Source organism: Streptococcus sp. 27098_8_75 (assembly GCF_041432475.1).
GTDB lineage: Bacteria > Bacillota > Bacilli > Lactobacillales > Streptococcaceae > Streptococcus > Streptococcus gordonii.
This window is the reverse complement of sequence record NZ_JAPVZR010000001.1, coordinates 644,990-663,215: the sequence shown is the minus strand read 5'-3', so window position 1 is coordinate 663,215 and position 18,226 is coordinate 644,990. Positions and strand designations below refer to the sequence as shown.

Annotated in this window: 16 protein-coding genes and 1 tRNA gene; 9 read left to right on the top strand and 8 right to left on the bottom strand. The window is 32.8% G+C overall.

What is annotated here, in order from left to right:
- Window positions 1-7: 7 nt before the first annotated feature.
- The 3 genes from O3640_RS03105 to rlmH all read right to left on the bottom strand — a co-directional run bounded on the left by O3640_RS03105 (window position 8) and on the right by rlmH (window position 925).
- Window positions 8-160 (bottom strand): bacteriocin, encoded by a 153-nt coding sequence (locus O3640_RS03105; RefSeq protein ID WP_012131079.1) that lies wholly within the window; start codon window positions 158-160, stop codon window positions 8-10.
- A 169-nt stretch (window positions 161-329) separates the two neighbouring features.
- Window positions 330-403: transfer RNA gene (locus O3640_RS03100), tRNA-Arg, on the bottom strand.
- Between the two features lie 42 nt (window positions 404-445).
- A complete protein-coding gene (gene rlmH / locus O3640_RS03095) occupies window positions 446-925 on the bottom strand; it encodes a 23S rRNA (pseudouridine(1915)-N(3))-methyltransferase RlmH (RefSeq protein ID WP_045772583.1) in 480 nt (159 codons plus the stop codon).
- A 193-nt stretch (window positions 926-1,118) separates the two neighbouring features.
- Here rlmH and O3640_RS03090 point away from each other — a divergent pair, with 193 nt between their 5' ends.
- From O3640_RS03090 to O3640_RS03070, 5 genes are all read left to right on the top strand, one after another.
- Window positions 1,119-2,312 (top strand): S1C family serine protease, encoded by a 1,194-nt coding sequence (locus O3640_RS03090; RefSeq protein WP_045772584.1) that lies wholly within the window; start codon window positions 1,119-1,121, stop codon window positions 2,310-2,312.
- Window positions 2,313-2,377: 65 nt separating this feature from the next.
- Complete coding sequence (locus O3640_RS03085; protein ID WP_045772585.1) at window positions 2,378-3,142, top strand: ParB/RepB/Spo0J family partition protein; 765 nt, start codon at window positions 2,378-2,380, stop codon at window positions 3,140-3,142.
- 203 nt (window positions 3,143-3,345) lie between these two features.
- Complete coding sequence (dnaA, locus tag O3640_RS03080) at window positions 3,346-4,698, top strand: chromosomal replication initiator protein DnaA (RefSeq protein WP_008808037.1); 1,353 nt, start codon at window positions 3,346-3,348, stop codon at window positions 4,696-4,698.
- Between the two features lie 155 nt (window positions 4,699-4,853).
- The gene (gene dnaN, locus O3640_RS03075) at window positions 4,854-5,990 is read left to right on the top strand and encodes a DNA polymerase III subunit beta (RefSeq protein WP_008808038.1); all 1,137 of its coding nucleotides are present in this window, start codon (window positions 4,854-4,856) and stop codon (window positions 5,988-5,990) included.
- Entirely contained in the window at window positions 5,990-6,193 is a 204-nt protein-coding gene (locus O3640_RS03070; RefSeq protein WP_008808039.1) for a DUF951 domain-containing protein, read from the top strand. Before dnaN ends, O3640_RS03070 begins: the two co-directional genes overlap by 1 nt.
- 30 nt (window positions 6,194-6,223) lie before the next feature.
- On the opposite strand, the gene O3640_RS03065 is transcribed toward O3640_RS03070, so the two are convergent.
- From O3640_RS03065 to O3640_RS03055, 3 genes are all read right to left on the bottom strand, one after another.
- The gene (locus O3640_RS03065) at window positions 6,224-6,742 is read right to left on the bottom strand and encodes a YehR family protein (protein WP_045504988.1); all 519 of its coding nucleotides are present in this window, start codon (window positions 6,740-6,742) and stop codon (window positions 6,224-6,226) included.
- Between the two features lie 64 nt (window positions 6,743-6,806).
- A complete protein-coding gene (locus tag O3640_RS03060; RefSeq protein WP_045772586.1) occupies window positions 6,807-9,377 on the bottom strand; it encodes a YfhO family protein in 2,571 nt (856 codons plus the stop codon).
- Window positions 9,378-9,416: 39 nt separating this feature from the next.
- A complete protein-coding gene (locus tag O3640_RS03055; RefSeq protein ID WP_045772587.1) occupies window positions 9,417-11,039 on the bottom strand; it encodes an ATP-binding cassette domain-containing protein in 1,623 nt (540 codons plus the stop codon).
- 229 nt (window positions 11,040-11,268) lie between these two features.
- Here O3640_RS03055 and trpS point away from each other — a divergent pair, with 229 nt between their 5' ends.
- Together trpS and guaB are read left to right on the top strand one after the other, a co-directional pair.
- On the top strand, window positions 11,269-12,291 hold the full coding sequence (trpS, locus tag O3640_RS03050; protein WP_195322062.1) for a tryptophan--tRNA ligase: 1,023 nt from the start codon (window positions 11,269-11,271) through the stop codon (window positions 12,289-12,291).
- 104 nt (window positions 12,292-12,395) lie between these two features.
- Entirely contained in the window at window positions 12,396-13,877 is a 1,482-nt protein-coding gene (gene guaB, locus O3640_RS03045; RefSeq protein ID WP_008808044.1) for an IMP dehydrogenase, read from the top strand.
- A 104-nt stretch (window positions 13,878-13,981) separates the two neighbouring features.
- Here guaB and recF read toward each other — a convergent pair whose 3' ends face one another.
- Complete coding sequence (gene recF / locus O3640_RS03040; RefSeq protein WP_045772589.1) at window positions 13,982-15,067, bottom strand: DNA replication/repair protein RecF; 1,086 nt, start codon at window positions 15,065-15,067, stop codon at window positions 13,982-13,984.
- Window position 15,068: 1 nt separating this feature from the next.
- A complete protein-coding gene (gene yaaA, locus O3640_RS03035) occupies window positions 15,069-15,458 on the bottom strand; it encodes a S4 domain-containing protein YaaA (protein WP_045772590.1) in 390 nt (129 codons plus the stop codon).
- A gap of 154 nt (window positions 15,459-15,612) precedes the next feature.
- Here yaaA and yfmF point away from each other — a divergent pair, with 154 nt between their 5' ends.
- Complete coding sequence (gene yfmF / locus O3640_RS03030) at window positions 15,613-16,860, top strand: EF-P 5-aminopentanol modification-associated protein YfmF (protein WP_045772591.1); 1,248 nt, start codon at window positions 15,613-15,615, stop codon at window positions 16,858-16,860.
- Window positions 16,860-18,155 carry an EF-P 5-aminopentanol modification-associated protein YfmH gene (gene yfmH / locus O3640_RS03025; RefSeq protein WP_008808048.1) on the top strand — a complete coding sequence of 432 codons (1,296 nt, stop codon included), beginning with the start codon at window positions 16,860-16,862 and terminating at the stop codon, window positions 18,153-18,155. Before yfmF ends, yfmH begins: the two co-directional genes overlap by 1 nt.
- Window positions 18,156-18,226 lie beyond the last annotated feature (71 nt).

Below are 18,226 nucleotides of genomic sequence, written 5' to 3'. Positions count from 1 at the left end.
CCTAAAATTATTTTTTATTAAAGAATATATTTTCCCACCATAATCTAATTTTGTTTGAGCGAACATCTCCACCAGTAACTTGCTCTAATTTTCTTTCTGTCAAAATTTCAAATTGTTGTAACTCTTTTGGTAATAAATTTTGTTTGTTTTTCTTTTTCATAAAAATATCTCCTAATAATTTTTTGTAAAGTTAACTTACAAGATTATTATACAGGGAGATTTCCCAAATATAGAAAATCAGCTTCATATGCAAGTAAATCTAACTGAAATGTCATTTTTTAAAATTTTATTAAAAAAAGAGTGCGCTTGAGCGCACCCTCAATCTTATCTGATCCCAGCAAGATTCGAACTTGCGACCGTTCGCTTAGAAGGCGAATGCTCTATCCAGCTGAGCTATGGGACCATACTTTATTATTGTAACAAAAAGACCGTATAGCGTCAAGATTCATTTATGATAAGGACTGCCTTGCTGAATCATAAAAGCGCGATAAATTTGCTCCATTAAAACTAAACGCATTAATTGATGAGGTAGGGTTAACTTACCAAAACTCATCAAAAGATTTGCTCTTTCTTTTACTTTAGGAGACAAGCCTAAGCTACCACCAATAATAAAAGTGATATCTGAAAAACCTCGAACTGAAGCATCTTCAATAACTTTACTAAATTTTTCAGAAGGAAATTGCTGACCTTCAATAGCTAAAACAATAACAAACTCACGATCTAATACTTTAGATAAAATTCGTTCCCCTTCTTTCGACAGAATTTGTTGGTTCTCTAATGGACTTGCTTTATCTGGTGTTTTTTCATCAGCTAATTCAATTATCTCTACTTTCGTAAAACGACTGAGTCGTTTTGAGTATTCTGCAATACCTTCTTTAAGGTATTTCTCTTTTAGTTTTCCAACTGTTACAAGCTTTATTTTCATAATTTCATTTTATCATATTCACACTTTATTCACACCATTTCAATGAGAAATTTTTACCTCATCTATAGATTTTCTAATAAAAATTAACGTTTTTTCTAAGTTTTCCACAAACTGTGGAAAAGTGATTATTTTTAAGATATAATTAAGTTATCGGTTCTATACTTACAGCAATTTGAAATATTAGGAGGAAGATATGAAAAACTCTTCAAATTTCTTCAAAAAAACATTGCAAGTTTTCATTGTTTTGTTAGTTGGTTTTATAGGTGGTGTTGCTGGAACATGGGGATTTTCTTATTTTTCAACACCTCATTCAGCCGCAAATAATAATCAGAAAACAGCAACTACAATAACAACATCCTATAAAAATAGTAATTCTACAACAAAGGCTGTTGATAAAGTAAAAGACGCGGTTGTCTCTGTCATTACATATTCTGAATCTAATTCAGATGCTATTTTTGACAACAATAATTCAGGAAATGAAAATGATCAGGTAGCTAGCGAAGGATCTGGTGTTATCTATAGAAAAGATAAGGATTATGCTTACTTAGTTACCAATACACACGTTATCAATGGAGCAAAAAAAGTTGATATCCGTCTTGCTGATGGGAATAAGGTTCCTGGTGAAATAGTCGGGACTGATACATATTCTGATATTTCTGTAGTCAGAATTCCTGCTGATAAGGTTAAAAATGTAGCAGAATTTGGAGATTCTAGTAAATTAACCGTTGGAGAAACTGCCATTGCAATCGGAAGCCCTCTTGGTTCTGATTATGCTAATACAGTAACTCAGGGAATTGTTTCTAGTCTAAGCCGTAATGTTTCTTCACGATCAGAAGACGGTCAGACAATTGCTACCCAAGCTATTCAAACTGATGCAGCAATTAATCCAGGTAACTCTGGTGGTCCTCTTGTAAACATTCAAGGTCAAGTTATTGGTATTACCTCTAGTAAAATTGCTAATACCAATAATGGTAGTACTTCTGTTGAGGGAATGGGATTTGCAATCCCATCCAATGATGTTGTAAATATCATTGAACAATTAGAAAAAAATGGTAAAGTCATTCGACCAGCATTAGGAATTCAAATGGTCAACTTAAGTAGTTTGTCTTCTTCAAGCTCTGATCGACTAAAACTTCCAGACAATGTTAAAAATGGTGTCGTTGTTCGTTCAACACAAACTGGAATGCCTGCTGATGGTAAGTTAGAAAAATATGATGTGATTACAAAAATTGATGATACAGAAATATCATCTGCTAGTGATATCCAATCAGCTCTTTATAAACATTCGATTAATGAAGAAATAAAAGTTACTTATTATCGTGATGGAAAAGAGCAAACAACAACTATTAAACTAACTAAATCAACTGATGATTTAAGCTCTGAATAAATACCATTTACAAGACTGTCAACACACCTTTACTCTTTTGTAAAGGTGTGTTATGCTATATACAAATGGAAAATTATCAATATATTTTAATTAAAGATATTCACACCAATCCCTATCAACCAAGAAAAGATTTTTCAATAGAGAAATTAAACGAGTTAGCAAATTCTATTAAAGAAAACGGATTAATCCAGCCTATTATCGTCAGGAAATCATCTATCATTGGATACGAACTTTTAGCTGGGGAAAGAAGATTTAGGGCAGCTAAAATAGCAGGCTTAACTGAAATTCCTGCCTTAGTCAAATCACTAAGCGATGATGAAATGATGAAGCAGGCTATTATTGAAAATCTTCAAAGAGAGGATCTCAATCCAATAGAAGAAGCTGAATCTTATCAACATCTTATTTATAAGGGATTAACGCATGATGAAATCGCTCAGATTATGGGGAAATCAAGGCCTTATATTACAAATCTTGTTCGCTTGCTACAGTTACCTGATTTTGTCTTAAAAGCGGTAAAAGAAGGTCATATTTCTCAGGCTCATGCTCGATTACTAATAAAACTTAAGGAAAAAGACCAGAAAAAATGGCTTGAAAAAATTATTTCTTCAGATATTTCTGTTAGAAAATTAGAGAAATTATTACAAACTTCTCCTACTAAGCCTAAGTCTGAAAATGTCCAAAAAATTTTTATCGAAGAAGAAGAAGAAAATCTAAAGAAATTATTGGGAGTTGATGTAAAGATTAGTCTCTCTAAGAAACAAACTGGCAAAATCTCAATTTCTTTTTCTAATCAGGAAGAATATGAAAGAATTATTAACAGTCTTAAATAGTACTGTTATTTTTCTTTTATCATTTCACAAGCATTTCCACAAAATATAGTATCCAGAAAACTTTATATAGCAAGAAAAATCTTAACTTTCCACAACTTGTGGAAAACTTTGATAAACATTGTGGATTTCTATTCACAGTTGTGGAAAACTTTTTAAGTTTATGTTAAAATATTGAAGAATATTATAAGCAGAAGGGAGAAATAATGGCTCAGGAACAAGAATTTTGGGCGCGTGTATTAGAGTTAGCTCACACTCAGCTAAAAAAAACAACCTTTGACTTTTTTGTAGCAGAAGCCAAATTGATTAAAATTGAAAATAATCAAGCGACAATTCACTTAGATAGTCCTGTTAAAAAGCTTTTCTGGGAGCAAAATTTAGCAGATATTATCCTAACGGCTGGTTTCGAAATCTACAATGATCAAATTACTGCCTTATACGTATTTGAAACAGAAGACAGAGTTAAAGAAGAACCAGTTTATTTAACTTCACAGCAGCCCGATTTAACTGAAAAGAAAAAATCTCCTCCACTAGCTACTGGCTTAAAAGCAAAATATACTTTTGAAAACTTCGTGCAAGGAGATGGCAATCAGTGGGCAAAAGCAGCGGCCCTAGCTGTCGCAGATAATCTGGGAGGTATCTATAATCCTTTATTCATTTATGGTGGACCAGGTTTAGGAAAAACACATTTATTAAATGCTATTGGAAACGAAGTATTAGAAAATACACCTGATGCTCGGATAAAGTATGTTCCTGCTGAGACCTTTATTAATGATTTTCTGGAACATCTTCGTTTAGGAGAAATGGATAGTTTTAAAAAAATCTATCGCAGTCTTGATTTATTATTAATCGATGATATTCAGGCACTTAGTAAAAAAGTATCTACTCAAGAAGAATTCTTTAACACTTTTAATGCCTTGCATGGAGAAAATAAACAGATTGTTTTGACAAGTGACCGTAGTCCAGACTACTTAGAAAATTTGGAAGAAAGACTAGTCACGCGCTTCAAATGGGGATTAACTAGTGATATCACTCCTCCAAATTTTGAAACTCGGATTGCTATTTTGCGAAATAAAATTGAAGAATTTGATCTTATTTTTCCAAATGAAACAATTGAATATTTAGCTGGACAATTTGATTCAAATGTACGTGACCTTGAAGGTGCTCTAAAAGATATCAATTTACTTGCTAGTATGAAGCAGATTAAAGAGATTACTATCGATATTGCAGCTGAAGCTATTCGCTCTCGTAAACAAGCAGGAAGTCAACTATTAGTCATCCCAATTGATCGTATCCAAACTGAAGTTGGGAATTTTTACGGAGTTAGTGTCAAAGAAATGAAAGGGACTAGGCGAGTTCAAAATATTGTATTAGCTCGTCAGGTTGCCATGTACTTGACCAGAGAATTAACAGATAATAGCTTACCAAAGATTGGACGTGAATTTGGAGGAAAAGACCATACAACAGTAATTCATGCCCATGGAAAAATAAAAAGTATGCTAGAAGAAGACGATAATCTACGTTTAGAAATTGAATCGATAAAAAATAAAATAAAATAGTTGTGGATAAGTTTTCAAAAATATGGAAATTAATCCACAAATTGTGCACAAGTAAGAATACTTGCTGTAACTATGATTGAACTATTTTTCCACATTATCCACATAGCCTACTATTACTATTAACCTTATAATCATAAATAATAAAAGGAGTTTTCATGATTAACTTTTCTATTAATAAAAATTTATTTTTACAAGCCTTGAATACAACCAAACGAGCTATTAGTCATAAAAATGCCATTCCTATTCTTTCAACGATTAAAATTGATGTTACTAACGAAGGCATTACCTTAATTGGTTCTAATGGACAAATTTCGATTGAAAATTTTATTTCTATAAATAATGAAAATGCAGGTCTCTTAGTTACTTCCTTAGGTTCAATCCTTCTTGAAGCTACTTTCTTTATTAATGTTGTTTCTAGTCTTCCAGATGTGACTCTTGATTTTAAAGAAATTGAGCAAAAGCAAATCGTACTGACTAGTGGAAAATCAGAAATTACTCTAAAAGGAAAAGATGCTGATCAATATCCACGTATTCAAGATGTACCAACTTCTAATCCATTGGTTCTTGAAACAAAGATTTTGAAGGATTTAATTAATGAAACAGCATTTGCAGCTAGCTTACAAGAGAGTCGTCCTATTTTAACTGGTGTACACTTTGTTTTAACGGATCATAAGAATCTTAAAACAGTTGCTACAGATTCCCATCGACTCAGTCAAAAGAAAATTATTCTAGAAAAAAATGGGGATAACTTTGACGTTGTTATTCCAAGTCGTTCTCTACGCGAATTTACAGCTGTTTTTAGCGATGAAATTGAGACAGTTGAGGTTTTCTTTGCTAATCATCAAATTCTTTTTAGAAGCGAAAATATTAGCTTCTATACACGTCTATTAGAAGGAAATTACCCAGATACAGATCGTCTTATTCCCACAGAGTTTTCAACAGTTGTTACTTTTGCTACATCTGCTTTACGTGCTGCGATGGAACGCGCTCGACTATTATCTAATGCCACACAGAATGGAACTGTAAAACTAGAGATTGAAGGTGGCGTTGTAAGTGCTCATGTTAATTCTCCAGAAGTTGGACGAGTGAATGAAGAAATTGATGCTGAAAATGTTTCAGGAGACAATCTAACTATTAGCTTTAACCCAACTTATCTTATTGAAGCTTTAAAAGCTGTGAATAGTGAAAAAGTAACTATTAGCTTTATTTCAGCTGTTCGTCCATTTACTCTTGTGCCTAGTGATCAAGAAGAAGATTTCATTCAATTAATTACTCCAGTGAGAACAAACTAATGTACGATAAAGGAAGTTATGTTGAAATGAAAAAGCCACATGCCTGTACGATTAAGTCAACAGGTAAAAAGGCAAATCGTTGGGAAATCACGAGAGTTGGAGCGGATATAAAAATTCGTTGCACAAATTGTGATCATGTTGTCATGATGAGTCGTTATGACTTTGAGAGAAAAATGAAAAAAGTCTTAAGTGATGAAACTTAAGACTTTTTATTATTCTTTTTATTATTCTTTTTATTTTTTGAGTTCTTCAAACTTACCATTTTCGACTTTTTTGAAGCCACTTTTTTCAAGTGCTTCTCCACTAGCTTTCATACTAATTTTTTTAGCATTTTTTTCGTTAGAAATCATCATACCTGGAAGAGAAGCTAATTCTTTTAAATCAGCTTTGTCGTAATCAATTTCTATATTTTCTTTAATACCGTTTTTATCAAAGGAGACTTTTTCTTTAATTCCTTTGACTGTTTGATATTGTTTTGAAAGCTCTTCTATTTTAGCTTTAGCAGCATTTTTTTGCTCTTCTTGGCTTTCATCGATTCCTAAAGACTTATAAGAAATGAAATTTTCAGTAGTTTGTTTGGTAACTACGTCACCTTTATGATAATAGGTCAGACGCATATCAAATTGATTTGACTGATCAATTCTTTGGTAATAAGTAACATCTTCTTTTTGACCACAAGCTACTAAAAGAAAAGCAAAACATACTGTAAGTATAGTAAGGGACAATTTTAATAAATGATTTTTTTTCATCATGGAAACCTCCTTCATATACAAATATTATAAAATAAATTTTTAAAAATTCAAATCATTTTTTGAATTATAATCTTTTTTTGTAATTATAAAGAGTGAAAAGAGTAATTCCTAAAATAAAGCATCCTATTCCTTCCTTAAAACCTTTAGGAATAAATTTTAGGATAACTCTTCCTGTTCCTTTTTTTACATCAACCTTCATGAAACCATCTTGAGCCTTATAGATAGTAACTGGGTGACCATTTTGTGTTGCACTCCACCCCTTGTCGTAAGGTAAAGTTAAAAAGAGAGAAGAATCTTTTTGAGCTTGATAATCTACAGTTATTTGGCTATTTTTTGTAGTAACTTCAACTTTTTGAGAATGAATTTTATCAATTGCTTCTTGAAAGTGATTGATATTTACTTTGTAAAATTCAGGTTTATCAAAAGAAACTTGAGAATTATCAGGAAATGTAAAGCGAACAGTTACAGTTTGTTTATCCGTAAAATGACCAAGATTAAAAAATGTAAAGACATTATTTGTTGTAAAGCGTCTTGTTTCGTTTCCTATCGAAATATCAACAACTGTCTGATCATCATTAGAAAAATGTATATTTGGAAGACTGACATAAACTTGACTATTCTCAGGAACATCTAGTGTATAAGTCATACTAGCAAAGCTTGAATTATTCTCTTTGTCAACATTTACAGTGATATGATCATTATTTTCAATAATGTTATGAGAGTCTATTGGATAAATTTTTTGAAAGTACTTATAGTTTAAGCCTGATAATTGATTTAGAAATTTTGTTTGATTATCAAGAGTTAAATTATTAAACTTTACATCTTTGTAAACTTTATTAGTTAAAAAAGCTAAGGTAGTTGCATTTTTATTTTGATATAGGGTTAGATTCTTTTCTATTTTAATTGGAGTGAATCCATACTTTTGAGGATTTACTTCAGAAATATTATAAGCAAGTGAGAAGATAGCATCCATTAAAATGCTGTTGTTTTGATAGCGTAGATTAAGATTAGTTCCAGTTGATTTAAAACCAAGTTTATCTAGAGTTGAACTTGTCATTGTATTTCGAACAGAAGAAAATTGTGAAATACCATTGTAGTTATATTTCATACTATCATTTCCTGTTTGAGGATCCAATGTCTCTGTGCGAAAAAATTCTGTATTTTTATCTTTTGAATACTTTACAAGCTTGTCAATTTCTTTTAAATTTTTAGCATAGGAAGAACGGCTAGCAAATACCCATTCTTTAGCAATGCCATCAACTTGGTAAAAAGCGTTTAAAGAAACTTCAAAACAAACAAAAGCTAATGTTGTAACAAAAAACACTTTCTTTGAAATAAAAGATTTAGTAAAAGTACCAAATATTAATAAGTAGGCTAAGAGAAACTCTAAAGTTAAAATAAAGTTTACAGGTCCTAAAAAATCATAATGTTTTCTAAAAATAAAAACTAGAATAAATCCAATGGATAAAATAGTGAAAGATATGATTAGATTTTTAAATTTGATTTGTTTAAGACATTGTAAGGTTTCTGCTGCTAAAAAGATAATTAGAAGGGAGAATAGCCAGGAATAGCGATGTAAAAACATATTGGGTGCGTGCATCCCTTGCCAAAATAAATCTAATCTTTCAAGAGAAAAACTAGCAATAAATATTATAATTAGAAAAAAATAGGAAAGTTTCACGTGAAACTTAATCGATTTTAATGTAAAAAACAAGATAGCTAGCAAGAGTGGAACTATTCCAACATAAATCATTGGAATGGATCCATATTTAGTTGTATCAAAGCTTCCAATAAAATTTTTAGCAAAAATATCTAAAAACCAAGTTTTTTCTGTAAACATTCTATCAACTGAAGTTAATTTTTCTCCATGAGTTTTTAAATCCAAAAATGTTGGCAAAATCATAATTAGACTTGTGACGCCAGATAATATTGACACAATTGTAAAGTCTAAAAAAGTTTTAATTCTATTTTTAAAATCCCATGTTGTTTGAACAAAAAACCAAAAAATTAAAAATAGTGCCATCATATATCCAAAATAGTAATTCTGGATAAAGAGAATTGACAAACTCGTAAAGTATAATACTCGATTTTTTTTGAGGAGTAAAAGGTGTAAACCATAGAGAATTAGAGGAGCAAGGATAAAGACATCTAGCCAAGTTTTGATTTCAATTTGACTAGTTGCAAAACTCATAAGAGAATAGCAGGTTGACAGCATTAAAATAAGAAAGTTTGGTATTTTTTTAAATATTCCTTTTAAACTGATAGCAGCTGTTAACCCAATTAATCCAAATTTAATCAAGGTAAAGAGATAGACAGCATCTGGCATATTTTCTAGATTGAAGAAATAAACAAAAGGAGATAAAAAACTTCCTAAATAGTAACTAGTCAAAGCATAAAAGTTTAAACCTAATCCACTTGTAAAGGTATAAAAAAGACTATCACTGCCATGAAGAATATTTCTGAGCGTAGTATCAAAGATAACATACTGATGAAACCCATCTCCTAGTAAAGGAGATGTATCACTATTCCAATAAATTCCTTGGGAAAGATATACAATGAACATAATTAAAAAAGGAATTAAAAATGCTGCAAAGTAAACCCAATAATTTTTAAAATAATTCTTTATTTTTTTCATAAACTATATATAGCTAAAAAGCGAATATTCATTCGCTTTTTAATCTTTCCATAATTCTTTTACTTTTTGCTGAACTTCTTGATTTTCTAAGAATTCATCATAAGTTTCATCAATACGATCAATCACACCATTTTTAGATAACACAATAATATGATTTGCTAATGTTTGAATAAATTCATGGTCATGGCTAGCAAAAATAATGGACTCTTTGAAGTTTTTCAATCCATCATTTAAGCTGGAAATTGATTCCAAATCTAAGTGATTTGTTGGATCATCCAATACTAAGACATTGGATTTAAGCAACATCAATTTAGAAAGCATAACACGAACTTTTTCTCCACCTGACAAGACGTTTACAGACTTGTTAACCTCATCTCCAGAGAAAAGCATACGCCCAAGAAAACCTCGGAGGAAAGTATTGTCATCTTCTTCTTTACTTGCAAATTGACGCAACCAATCAAGGATTGACTCACCACCAGCAAAATCACGAGAATTATCTTTAGGTAAATAAGATTGACTAGTTGTCACACCCCACTTGACAGTTCCTTCGTATTCAATATCTCCCATTAAAGCACGAATTAAGGCTGTTGTTTGAATATCGTTTTGACCAATCAAAGCTGTCTTGTCACCTGGACGCAAGATAAAACTAATATTATCAAGAATAGTTTCTCCGTCAATCTTGACAGAAAGATTTTCAACTGTCAAGAGGTCATTACCAATTTCACGTTCAGCTTTAAAGCTGATAAATGGGTATTTACGGCTAGATGGAACAATTTCTTCTAATTCTATCTTGTCAAGCATTTTTTTACGGGAAGTTGCTTGTTTTGATTTGGACGCATTGGCAGAGAAACGAGCAACAAACTCTTGAAGTTGTTTGATTTTTTCTTCTGCTTTGGCATTTCGGTCAGCGAGTAGCTTAGCCGCTAGTTCGCTTGATTCTTTCCAGAAATCATAGTTTCCGACATAGAGCTTAATTTTTCCAAAGTCAAGGTCGGCCATATGAGTGCAGACTTTATTCAAAAAGTGGCGATCGTGGGATACAACAATAACTGTATTGTCAAAATCGATAAGAAAGTCTTCCAGCCAAGTAATCGACTGAATATCCAGACCATTAGTTGGCTCGTCCAGAAGTAAGACATCAGGTTTACCAAAAAGGGCTTTTGCCAAGAGTACTTTAACCTTGTCCCCATTAGAGAGTTCACTCATATTTTGGTAGTGAAGATCTTCTGGAATATTTAGGTTTTGCAAGAGTTGAGATGCTTCACTTTCTGCTTCCCAGCCACCTAGTTCAGCAAACTCTCCCTCAAGCTCAGCCGCACGAACACCATCTTCATCTGAAAAATCTGGCTTCATGTAGATAGCATCTTTTTCCTTCATGATACTGTAAAGTAGGTCATTTCCCATAATAACAACATCAATGACTCTTTCATCTTCGTAGTCAAAGTGATTTTGACGAAGAACTGAAAGACGTTCATTAGGACCTAATGAAATATGACCAGTTGTTGGTTCAATATCTCCAGCTAATATTTTTAAAAATGTTGATTTTCCAGCGCCATTGGCACCAATTAGACCATAGGTATTACCAGCTGTAAATTTGATGTTAACTTCATCAAATAATTTGCGGTCACTGAAACGTAATGAAACATCTGATACTGTAAGCAATATAATTCTCCTCTTTAATATAACTAGTACTATTTTACTAGAAAAATCACCATATTTCAAATGATTCAAGAAGAAACTCTTGTTTTTAATTGTAAAATTTTTGTCAACTTATTGTCAATTAAATTGACAAAGGTGTAAAAGTTATTTTTATATAGAAATTTATCCAATCTCCTTTCTCATTTTTATTGAAAATGTTATAATGAATTCAACATTAATTGAGGAGAAATAGATGACAAAGCCTATTATTTTAACAGGAGATCGGCCAACTGGAAAATTACATATTGGCCATTATGTAGGAAGTTTACGGAATCGAGTTCTTTTACAAAATGAAGGAAAATATGATTTATTTGTTTTTTTAGCTGATCAACAAGCCTTGACAGATCATGCTAAGGACCCACAAACAATTATTGAATCAATAGGGAACGTAGCTTTGGATTATTTAGCTGCTGGTTTGGATCCAGAAAAGGTTACTATTTTTATTCAGAGTCAAATTCCTGAGCTAGCTGAATTAACAATGTATTATATGAATCTAGTTTCTTTAGCTCGGTTGGAAAGAAATCCAACTGTCAAGACAGAAATAGCTCAAAAGGGCTTTAGTCAAAGTATTCCTACAGGATTTTTGGTTTATCCAATTTCTCAGGCGGCTGATATTACAGCTTTTAAGGCGAATTATGTACCAGTAGGGACTGATCAAAAGCCAATGATTGAGCAAACTAGAGAAATAGTTCGTTCTTTTAACAATGCTTATCAAAAAGATGTCTTAGTTGAACCAGAAGGAATTTATCCTGAGAATGAAGCAGCAGGACGTTTACCAGGATTAGATGGAAACGCTAAAATGTCTAAATCATTAAATAATGGGATTTATTTAGCTGATGATATGGATACACTTAAGAAAAAAGTGATGGGAATGTATACAGATCCTAATCATATTAGGGTTGAAGATCCAGGCAAAATCGAAGGTAATATGGTTTTCCATTATCTGGATGTCTTTGGAAGACCAGAAGATCAAGCAGAAATTGCTGCTATGAAAGAACATTATCAAAGAGGCGGCTTGGGAGATGTAAAAACAAAACGATATCTATTGGAAATTTTAGAAAGAGAGTTGGGCCCTATTCGTGAACGTCGCATAGAGTTTGCTAAAGATATGGGACAAGTCTATGATATGCTTAGAAAAGGAAGTGAAAAAGCATGTCAAAAAGCTAGCCAGACTCTTTCTGAAGTGAAATCAGCTATGGGGATTAATTATTTTTAATAGATGATTGACAAATCATAACAGAGTGGTATTATATTATAAATTATGTTGGTCTAGAACATGGTTCTACTATATAGATGAAAATAGAAAAGAGGAAACTTCGAATGTCTAATTGGGACACTAAATTTTTGAAAAAAGGTTTTACCTTTGATGATGTATTGTTGATTCCAGCTGAAAGTCATGTGTTGCCTAACGATGCTGATTTAACTACGAAATTGGCAGATAATTTGACTTTAAATATCCCAATTATTACAGCGGCAATGGATACCGTAACAGAAAGTCAAATGGCCATTGCTATCGCGCGTGCAGGTGGTCTTGGAGTAATCCATAAAAATATGTCTATTGCGCAACAAGCAGACGAAGTCCGTAAGGTAAAACGTTCTGAAAATGGTGTCATTATTGATCCCTTCTTCTTAACACCAGAACATACAATTGCTGAAGCAGATGAATTGATGGGACGTTATCGTATTAGTGGTGTTCCAGTTGTTGAAACATTAGAAAACCGTAAGTTGGTTGGTATATTGACCAATCGAGATTTGCGTTTCATTTCTGATTTCAATCAACCTATTTCTAATCATATGACTAGCGAAAATTTGGTTACAGCTCCAGTTGGAACAGATTTAGAAACTGCTGAGCGTATTCTTCAGGAACACCGTATTGAAAAACTTCCTCTGGTTGATGAAGATGGTCGTCTTTCAGGTTTAATCACGATTAAAGATATTGAAAAAGTAATTGAATTTCCAAATGCTGCTAAAGATGAGTTCGGTCGTCTCCTAGTTGCAGGTGCAGTTGGTGTTACTTCAGATACATTTGAACGTGCCGAAGCCCTTTTTGAGGCAGGAGCTGATGCGATTGTTATTGATACTGCTCATGGACATTCTGCAGGAGTTCTGCGTAAGATTGCTGAAATTCGTGCCCATTTCCCAGATCGTACTTTAATCGCAGGAAATATTGCAACTGCTGAAGGTGCGCGTGCCCTTTATGAAGCAGGTGTAGACGTTGTCAAGGTTGGTATTGGTCCAGGTTCTATCTGTACCACTCGTGTGATTGCTGGTGTTGGTGTCCCTCAAGTGACTGCTATTTATGATGCAGCAGCTGTTGCGCGTGAATATGGTAAAACAATCATTGCTGATGGTGGTATTAAATACTCGGGTGATATTGTCAAAGCTCTAGCAGCAGGTGGAAATGCTGTTATGTTAGGTTCTATGTTTGCAGGAACTGATGAAGCTCCTGGGGAAACCGAAATTTTCCAAGGACGTAAGTTCAAAACATATCGAGGTATGGGATCTATTGCAGCAATGAAAAAAGGTTCAAGTGACCGTTACTTCCAAGGTTCTGTCAACGAAGCTAATAAGTTAGTTCCAGAAGGAATTGAAGGTCGTGTAGCATACAAGGGTGCTGCAGCTGATATTGTCTTCCAAATGCTTGGAGGGATTCGCTCTGGTATGGGTTATGTTGGAGCTGCAAATCTACAAGAACTACACGAAAATGCTCAATTTATTGAAATGAGTGGCGCTGGATTGAAGGAAAGTCATCCTCATGATGTTCAAATTACAAACGAAGCTCCTAACTATTCAGTGCAATAAAAAAATGCGCTATATATTGGTGCATTTTTATTTTACAATAGATATAGTTGATCTTTACAATATATGTAAAGGTTGTAAAAATAGAGTTTACAATTTTGTAAACTCTATTTTATGTGCCCATTTAAAATTTCAAATATTTTTATATCTTTAGGTAGGTTTTTTAGGTGTTCCAAAGTAGTTGTGGTAATAAAAGTTTGTATTTCTTGAGAAATTGTTTCTAGCAATTTAAGTTGACGATCATTGTCAAGTTCACTCATCACATCGTCAAGCAGGAGGATAGGAGATTCTTTTGTTATATTTTCAATCAATTTTATTTCTGCTAATTTAAGAGAGAGTACCACACTTCTGTGTTGCCCCTGACTTCCATAATTAGCATCCATTTGATTGATAAAGAAAGCTATATCATCTCGATGAGGACCTACACCAGTATTTTGTTTAAATAAATCTCTTTTTCGATTTTTACTTAGGCTTTGTCTAAAACTTTCTTCAATACTGTCAATATCTTGTAAAGGTACAGAGGATAGATAGTCAATAGTTAGAGTTTCTTTTTTTTGTGAGATATCAAGGTGTTTTTCCTGGGCGAATATTTCGAGTTTTTTTAAGAAGTCTAAGCGATGTTTGACCACACGACAACCATATTCAATAAGCTGTTCATCTAAAACAGATAGAAAATTCTCATCAATTTTTTGACTGTTCTTTAGATAAGAATTTCTTTGTTTAAGAACATGATTGTAATTGGAAAGATCTGCTAGATAAAGAGGCTTGATTTGCCCCAATTCAATGTCTATAAATTTTCGTCTTAATGAAGGCGAACCTTTAATAAGTTGTAAATCTTCTGGCGCAAACAGAACAACATTCATTGTCCCAATATAGTCAGACAGTCTATTTTGCTTGAGATGGTTGATTTTAGTAATACGTCCCTTAGCTGTCAACTCGATGTCAAGAGGAATTGTTCCTGTCTTTTTTTCAAGGATACCTGATACTTTGAGATCTTTTTCTTGAAAATGAATAAAATCTTTATCTGATCTAGTTCGATGACTACGAGTCAATGCTAAGAAATAAATTGATTCTAGAATATTTGTTTTTCCTTGTGCATTTTGACCAAGAAAAATGTTTAGACCAGAGTGAAAGTTGATTTCCGCGTCTTGATAATTACGAAAATGTTTAAGAGTGAGTGATTTTAGCCACATATTATGTTCCTGGGAAGCGTACAGGAGCTTTTTTCTCTTGCTTTATACCTGTTTGCTTTCTGTTATTCTTTTTGGAAGTAGTATTTTTTTTAAGATTTTTATTCATTTCTTTAACCATATTAGCAATACGTTGTCTTTCAGCTATTTCTTCTGTATGCTGAATTTTTTCGTCTGCACTTGGTTCAAGAATGGATAGAGTTAGGTTTTCTGCAGGAATTGTTATTTGATCTCCAACTCGAATTTTTTTTCCTCGTCTTGTTTCTAATTCACCATTGAAAAAAACATCATTTTCAGCTAAAAATGCCTTAATAGCACCGCCACTTTGGATTACTCCAACCTCTTTCAGGAGAGCTTGCAGTGTGATATATTCATCAAATAATTTATAATCCATATTTCACCTCAATCCTTGTCATTATACCATATTTTAAGACTGAATGTGTATAAAATATCCAGGAAAGAAAACGTTTTAATCTGTTATAAGGAACACCAATTTCACATCATTTCGTGATATAATAGAATTCATATTAGGAAGCAAGAGGAACCTTATGGAATTAGCAAGAGGAGTCAATCTCCATTTTATTAAATCAACTAAATTCAAAACAAATAAAATAAAACTTCGTTTTTCTGCACCAATGAGTCCGGCTACTGTTGCTGAGCGAGTTTTGGTTTCTAGTATTTTAGAAACGGCAAATGCTGTTTATCCAACTTCTCAGCTATTTCGTGAGCGTTTAGCTAGTTTATATGGATCAAATTATTCAACCAGTGTTTCAAAAAGAGGTTTGGTTCATTATGTAGATATAAATGTTTCCTTTGTTAGGGATTCTTTTTTAAGTAGGAAAAACGCCCTAACAACGGAGATGGTTGAATTTATCAAAGCAAGTCTCTTATCTCCTTTAGTTGACCAGAAAGGTTTTGATTCCTCTATCTTTGAAATTGAAAAGAAAAATATTATTCATGAGTTGGAATCTGAAATAGAAAACCATTTTTACCACGCTCATTTGGAATTGAATAAGTTATTTTATTTAAGTGAAGAAATGCAACTTCCTCGGGTCTCAAGACTTGACTTAATGAAACAAGTGACACCTGAGACTAGTCTTGCAGTTTTTCAAAAAATGCTGAAGGAAGATAAGATTGATATCTTTTTTATCGGTGATTTTAATGAAGTGGCTATGCAGGAACAATTTTCTCAATTTGGCTTCACGGATCGTGAACAGGATTTACTATTGGATTATCAGCAACCTTTTTCAAAAATTTTACGAGAAGGGATTGAACAAAAGGAAGCTAATCAATCCATTTTAGAAATGGGATATCATTTCCCTATTCAATATGGAGATACTAGTCATATCCCTTTGATTGTAATGAATGGTCTTCTGGGTGGTTATGCACACTCAAAATTATTTGTAGAAGTTCGTGAGAAAGCAAGTCTGGCCTATACTGTTTCTAGCACTATGGATATTTTTTCAGGAATGTTACGAGTATATGCTGGAATTGATAGAAAAAATCGTAATAAAGCTATGACTTTAATTAACCGACAAGTAGCTGATCTAAAAAGAGGAAAATTTTCTGAAGAAGAGCTTCAACAGACAAAAAATATGCTTAAAAACAGTGCTCTCTTATCTCAAGATCGTCAAAATGCTTTACTGGAAACAACTTATTTGTCGGCTGTTTTAGGCAAGAAATTTTTAAGAGTCGATGAATGGTTAGAAGTTATGGAAAATGTTAAGAAGGAAGATATTGTTTTAGCAGCGAATACCTTAAAACTTCAAGCGGTGTACTTTATGGAAGGGAAATAATGCAGAATTTAGCGCTGAAAAAAATAGAATATACAGCTATTGGAGAAAGTCTTTATCGGGTAATTTTACCAAATGGATTGCGACTTTTTTTACTTCCTAAAACAAATTTTCATGAGACATATGGTATTATGACAGTGAATTTTGGGTCAGTGGATACTTATTTTGTACCAAGAGGGACCAAGCAAGCTATCCATTATCCAGCTGGAATTGCTCATTTTTTAGAACATAAATTATTTGAAGATGAAAATGGAAATGACTTATTACAGGAATTTGTAGACTTAGGAGCAGAAAGTAACGCCTTTACTAGTTTTACAAAGACAAGTTATCTTTTTTCAACAACTGAGAATGTAGAAGAATGTTTGGAATTGCTACAGGACTTGATTGGGGAAGCTTATTTTACAGAAGAATCTGTCCAGAGAGAACAAGGAATTATCCAGCAAGAAATAGAAATGTACCAGGATAATCCAGATTATCGTTTGTTTTTTAGCGCTTTAGCAAATCTATACCCAGGGACAGCTCTGGCACAAGATATAGCTGGGAATCGCGAGTCGATTGCTGAAATCACAGTGGAAGATTTGGATGAAAACTTTGAAACTTTTTACCATCCGTCTAATATGAGTTTATTTTTAGTTGGAAATTTTGATCTGGATAAAACGGTAGCTACTATTAGTGAACAACAAAATTCGTATGAAATAGAGGATGAAAAATCATCCATCAAAAGGCGTTCATTAAAATTATCTCCTGTAGTTCCAACTGCTAGTATGAGGATGGAAGTCAGCCGACCTAAATTAGCTGTTGCTATGCGAGGAAATGACAAAATTTCAAAGAGAAAATTATTTCGCTATAAACTTATTTTGAAATTATTATTTGATATGATGTTTGGCTGGACTTCTAAACGTTATCAAAAAATGTATGAAAATGGGAAAATTGATGCTTCTTTGACTCTGGAAGTTGAAGTAGAAGAACGCTTCCACTTTGTTATGCTGACGATGGATACCCAGGAGCCAGTAGCCCTATCTCATCAAATCCGTACAGCAATTAAAGAATTCGCTCAAGATATGGATGTAACAGAAGAGCATTTAGATATTGTTAAAAGTGAAATGTATGGTGATTTGATGCATGGTCTAAATTCGTTAGAATATATGGCAACGCAGTATGAAACCCTTATAGATGGAGAAAATCTTTTTGACTTGCCAAAAATTTTACAGGATATTCACTTAGAAGATATTTTAGAAGTTGGTCATGAGTTTATTGATCACTGTGACATGATAGATTTTACAATTTTTCCAAAATAATCCTAACAAAAGAAGAGAAAAATTTGGTACAATAGTCTGTAAAAAAATGATAGAAGATGTTTTCAGAAAAG

Bases quoted from the DNA above. Each gene is read 5' to 3' on its own strand.
- yaaA (WP_045772590.1), bottom strand. From the start codon at position 15,458: ATGGATTATAAATTATTTGATGAATATATCACACTGCAAGCTCTCCTG.
- rlmH (WP_045772583.1), bottom strand. From the start codon at position 925: ATGAAAATAAAGCTTGTAACAGTTGGAAAACTAAAAGAGAAATACCTT.
- O3640_RS03065 (WP_045504988.1), bottom strand. From the start codon at position 6,742: ATGATGAAAAAAAATCATTTATTAAAATTGTCCCTTACTATACTTACA.
- O3640_RS03070 (WP_008808039.1), top strand. From the start codon at position 5,990: ATGTACGATAAAGGAAGTTATGTTGAAATGAAAAAGCCACATGCCTGT.
- yfmH (WP_008808048.1), top strand. From the start codon at position 16,860: ATGCAGAATTTAGCGCTGAAAAAAATAGAATATACAGCTATTGGAGAA.
- dnaN (WP_008808038.1), top strand. From the start codon at position 4,854: ATGATTAACTTTTCTATTAATAAAAATTTATTTTTACAAGCCTTGAAT.
- O3640_RS03085 (WP_045772585.1), top strand. From the start codon at position 2,378: ATGGAAAATTATCAATATATTTTAATTAAAGATATTCACACCAATCCC.
- recF (WP_045772589.1), bottom strand. From the start codon at position 15,067: ATGTGGCTAAAATCACTCACTCTTAAACATTTTCGTAATTATCAAGAC.
- O3640_RS03060 (WP_045772586.1), bottom strand. From the start codon at position 9,377: ATGAAAAAAATAAAGAATTATTTTAAAAATTATTGGGTTTACTTTGCA.
- trpS (WP_195322062.1), top strand. From the start codon at position 11,269: ATGACAAAGCCTATTATTTTAACAGGAGATCGGCCAACTGGAAAATTA.
- O3640_RS03090 (WP_045772584.1), top strand. From the start codon at position 1,119: ATGAAAAACTCTTCAAATTTCTTCAAAAAAACATTGCAAGTTTTCATT.
- guaB (WP_008808044.1), top strand. From the start codon at position 12,396: ATGTCTAATTGGGACACTAAATTTTTGAAAAAAGGTTTTACCTTTGAT.
- dnaA (WP_008808037.1), top strand. From the start codon at position 3,346: ATGGCTCAGGAACAAGAATTTTGGGCGCGTGTATTAGAGTTAGCTCAC.
- yfmF (WP_045772591.1), top strand. From the start codon at position 15,613: ATGGAATTAGCAAGAGGAGTCAATCTCCATTTTATTAAATCAACTAAA.
- O3640_RS03105 (WP_012131079.1), bottom strand. From the start codon at position 160: ATGAAAAAGAAAAACAAACAAAATTTATTACCAAAAGAGTTACAACAA.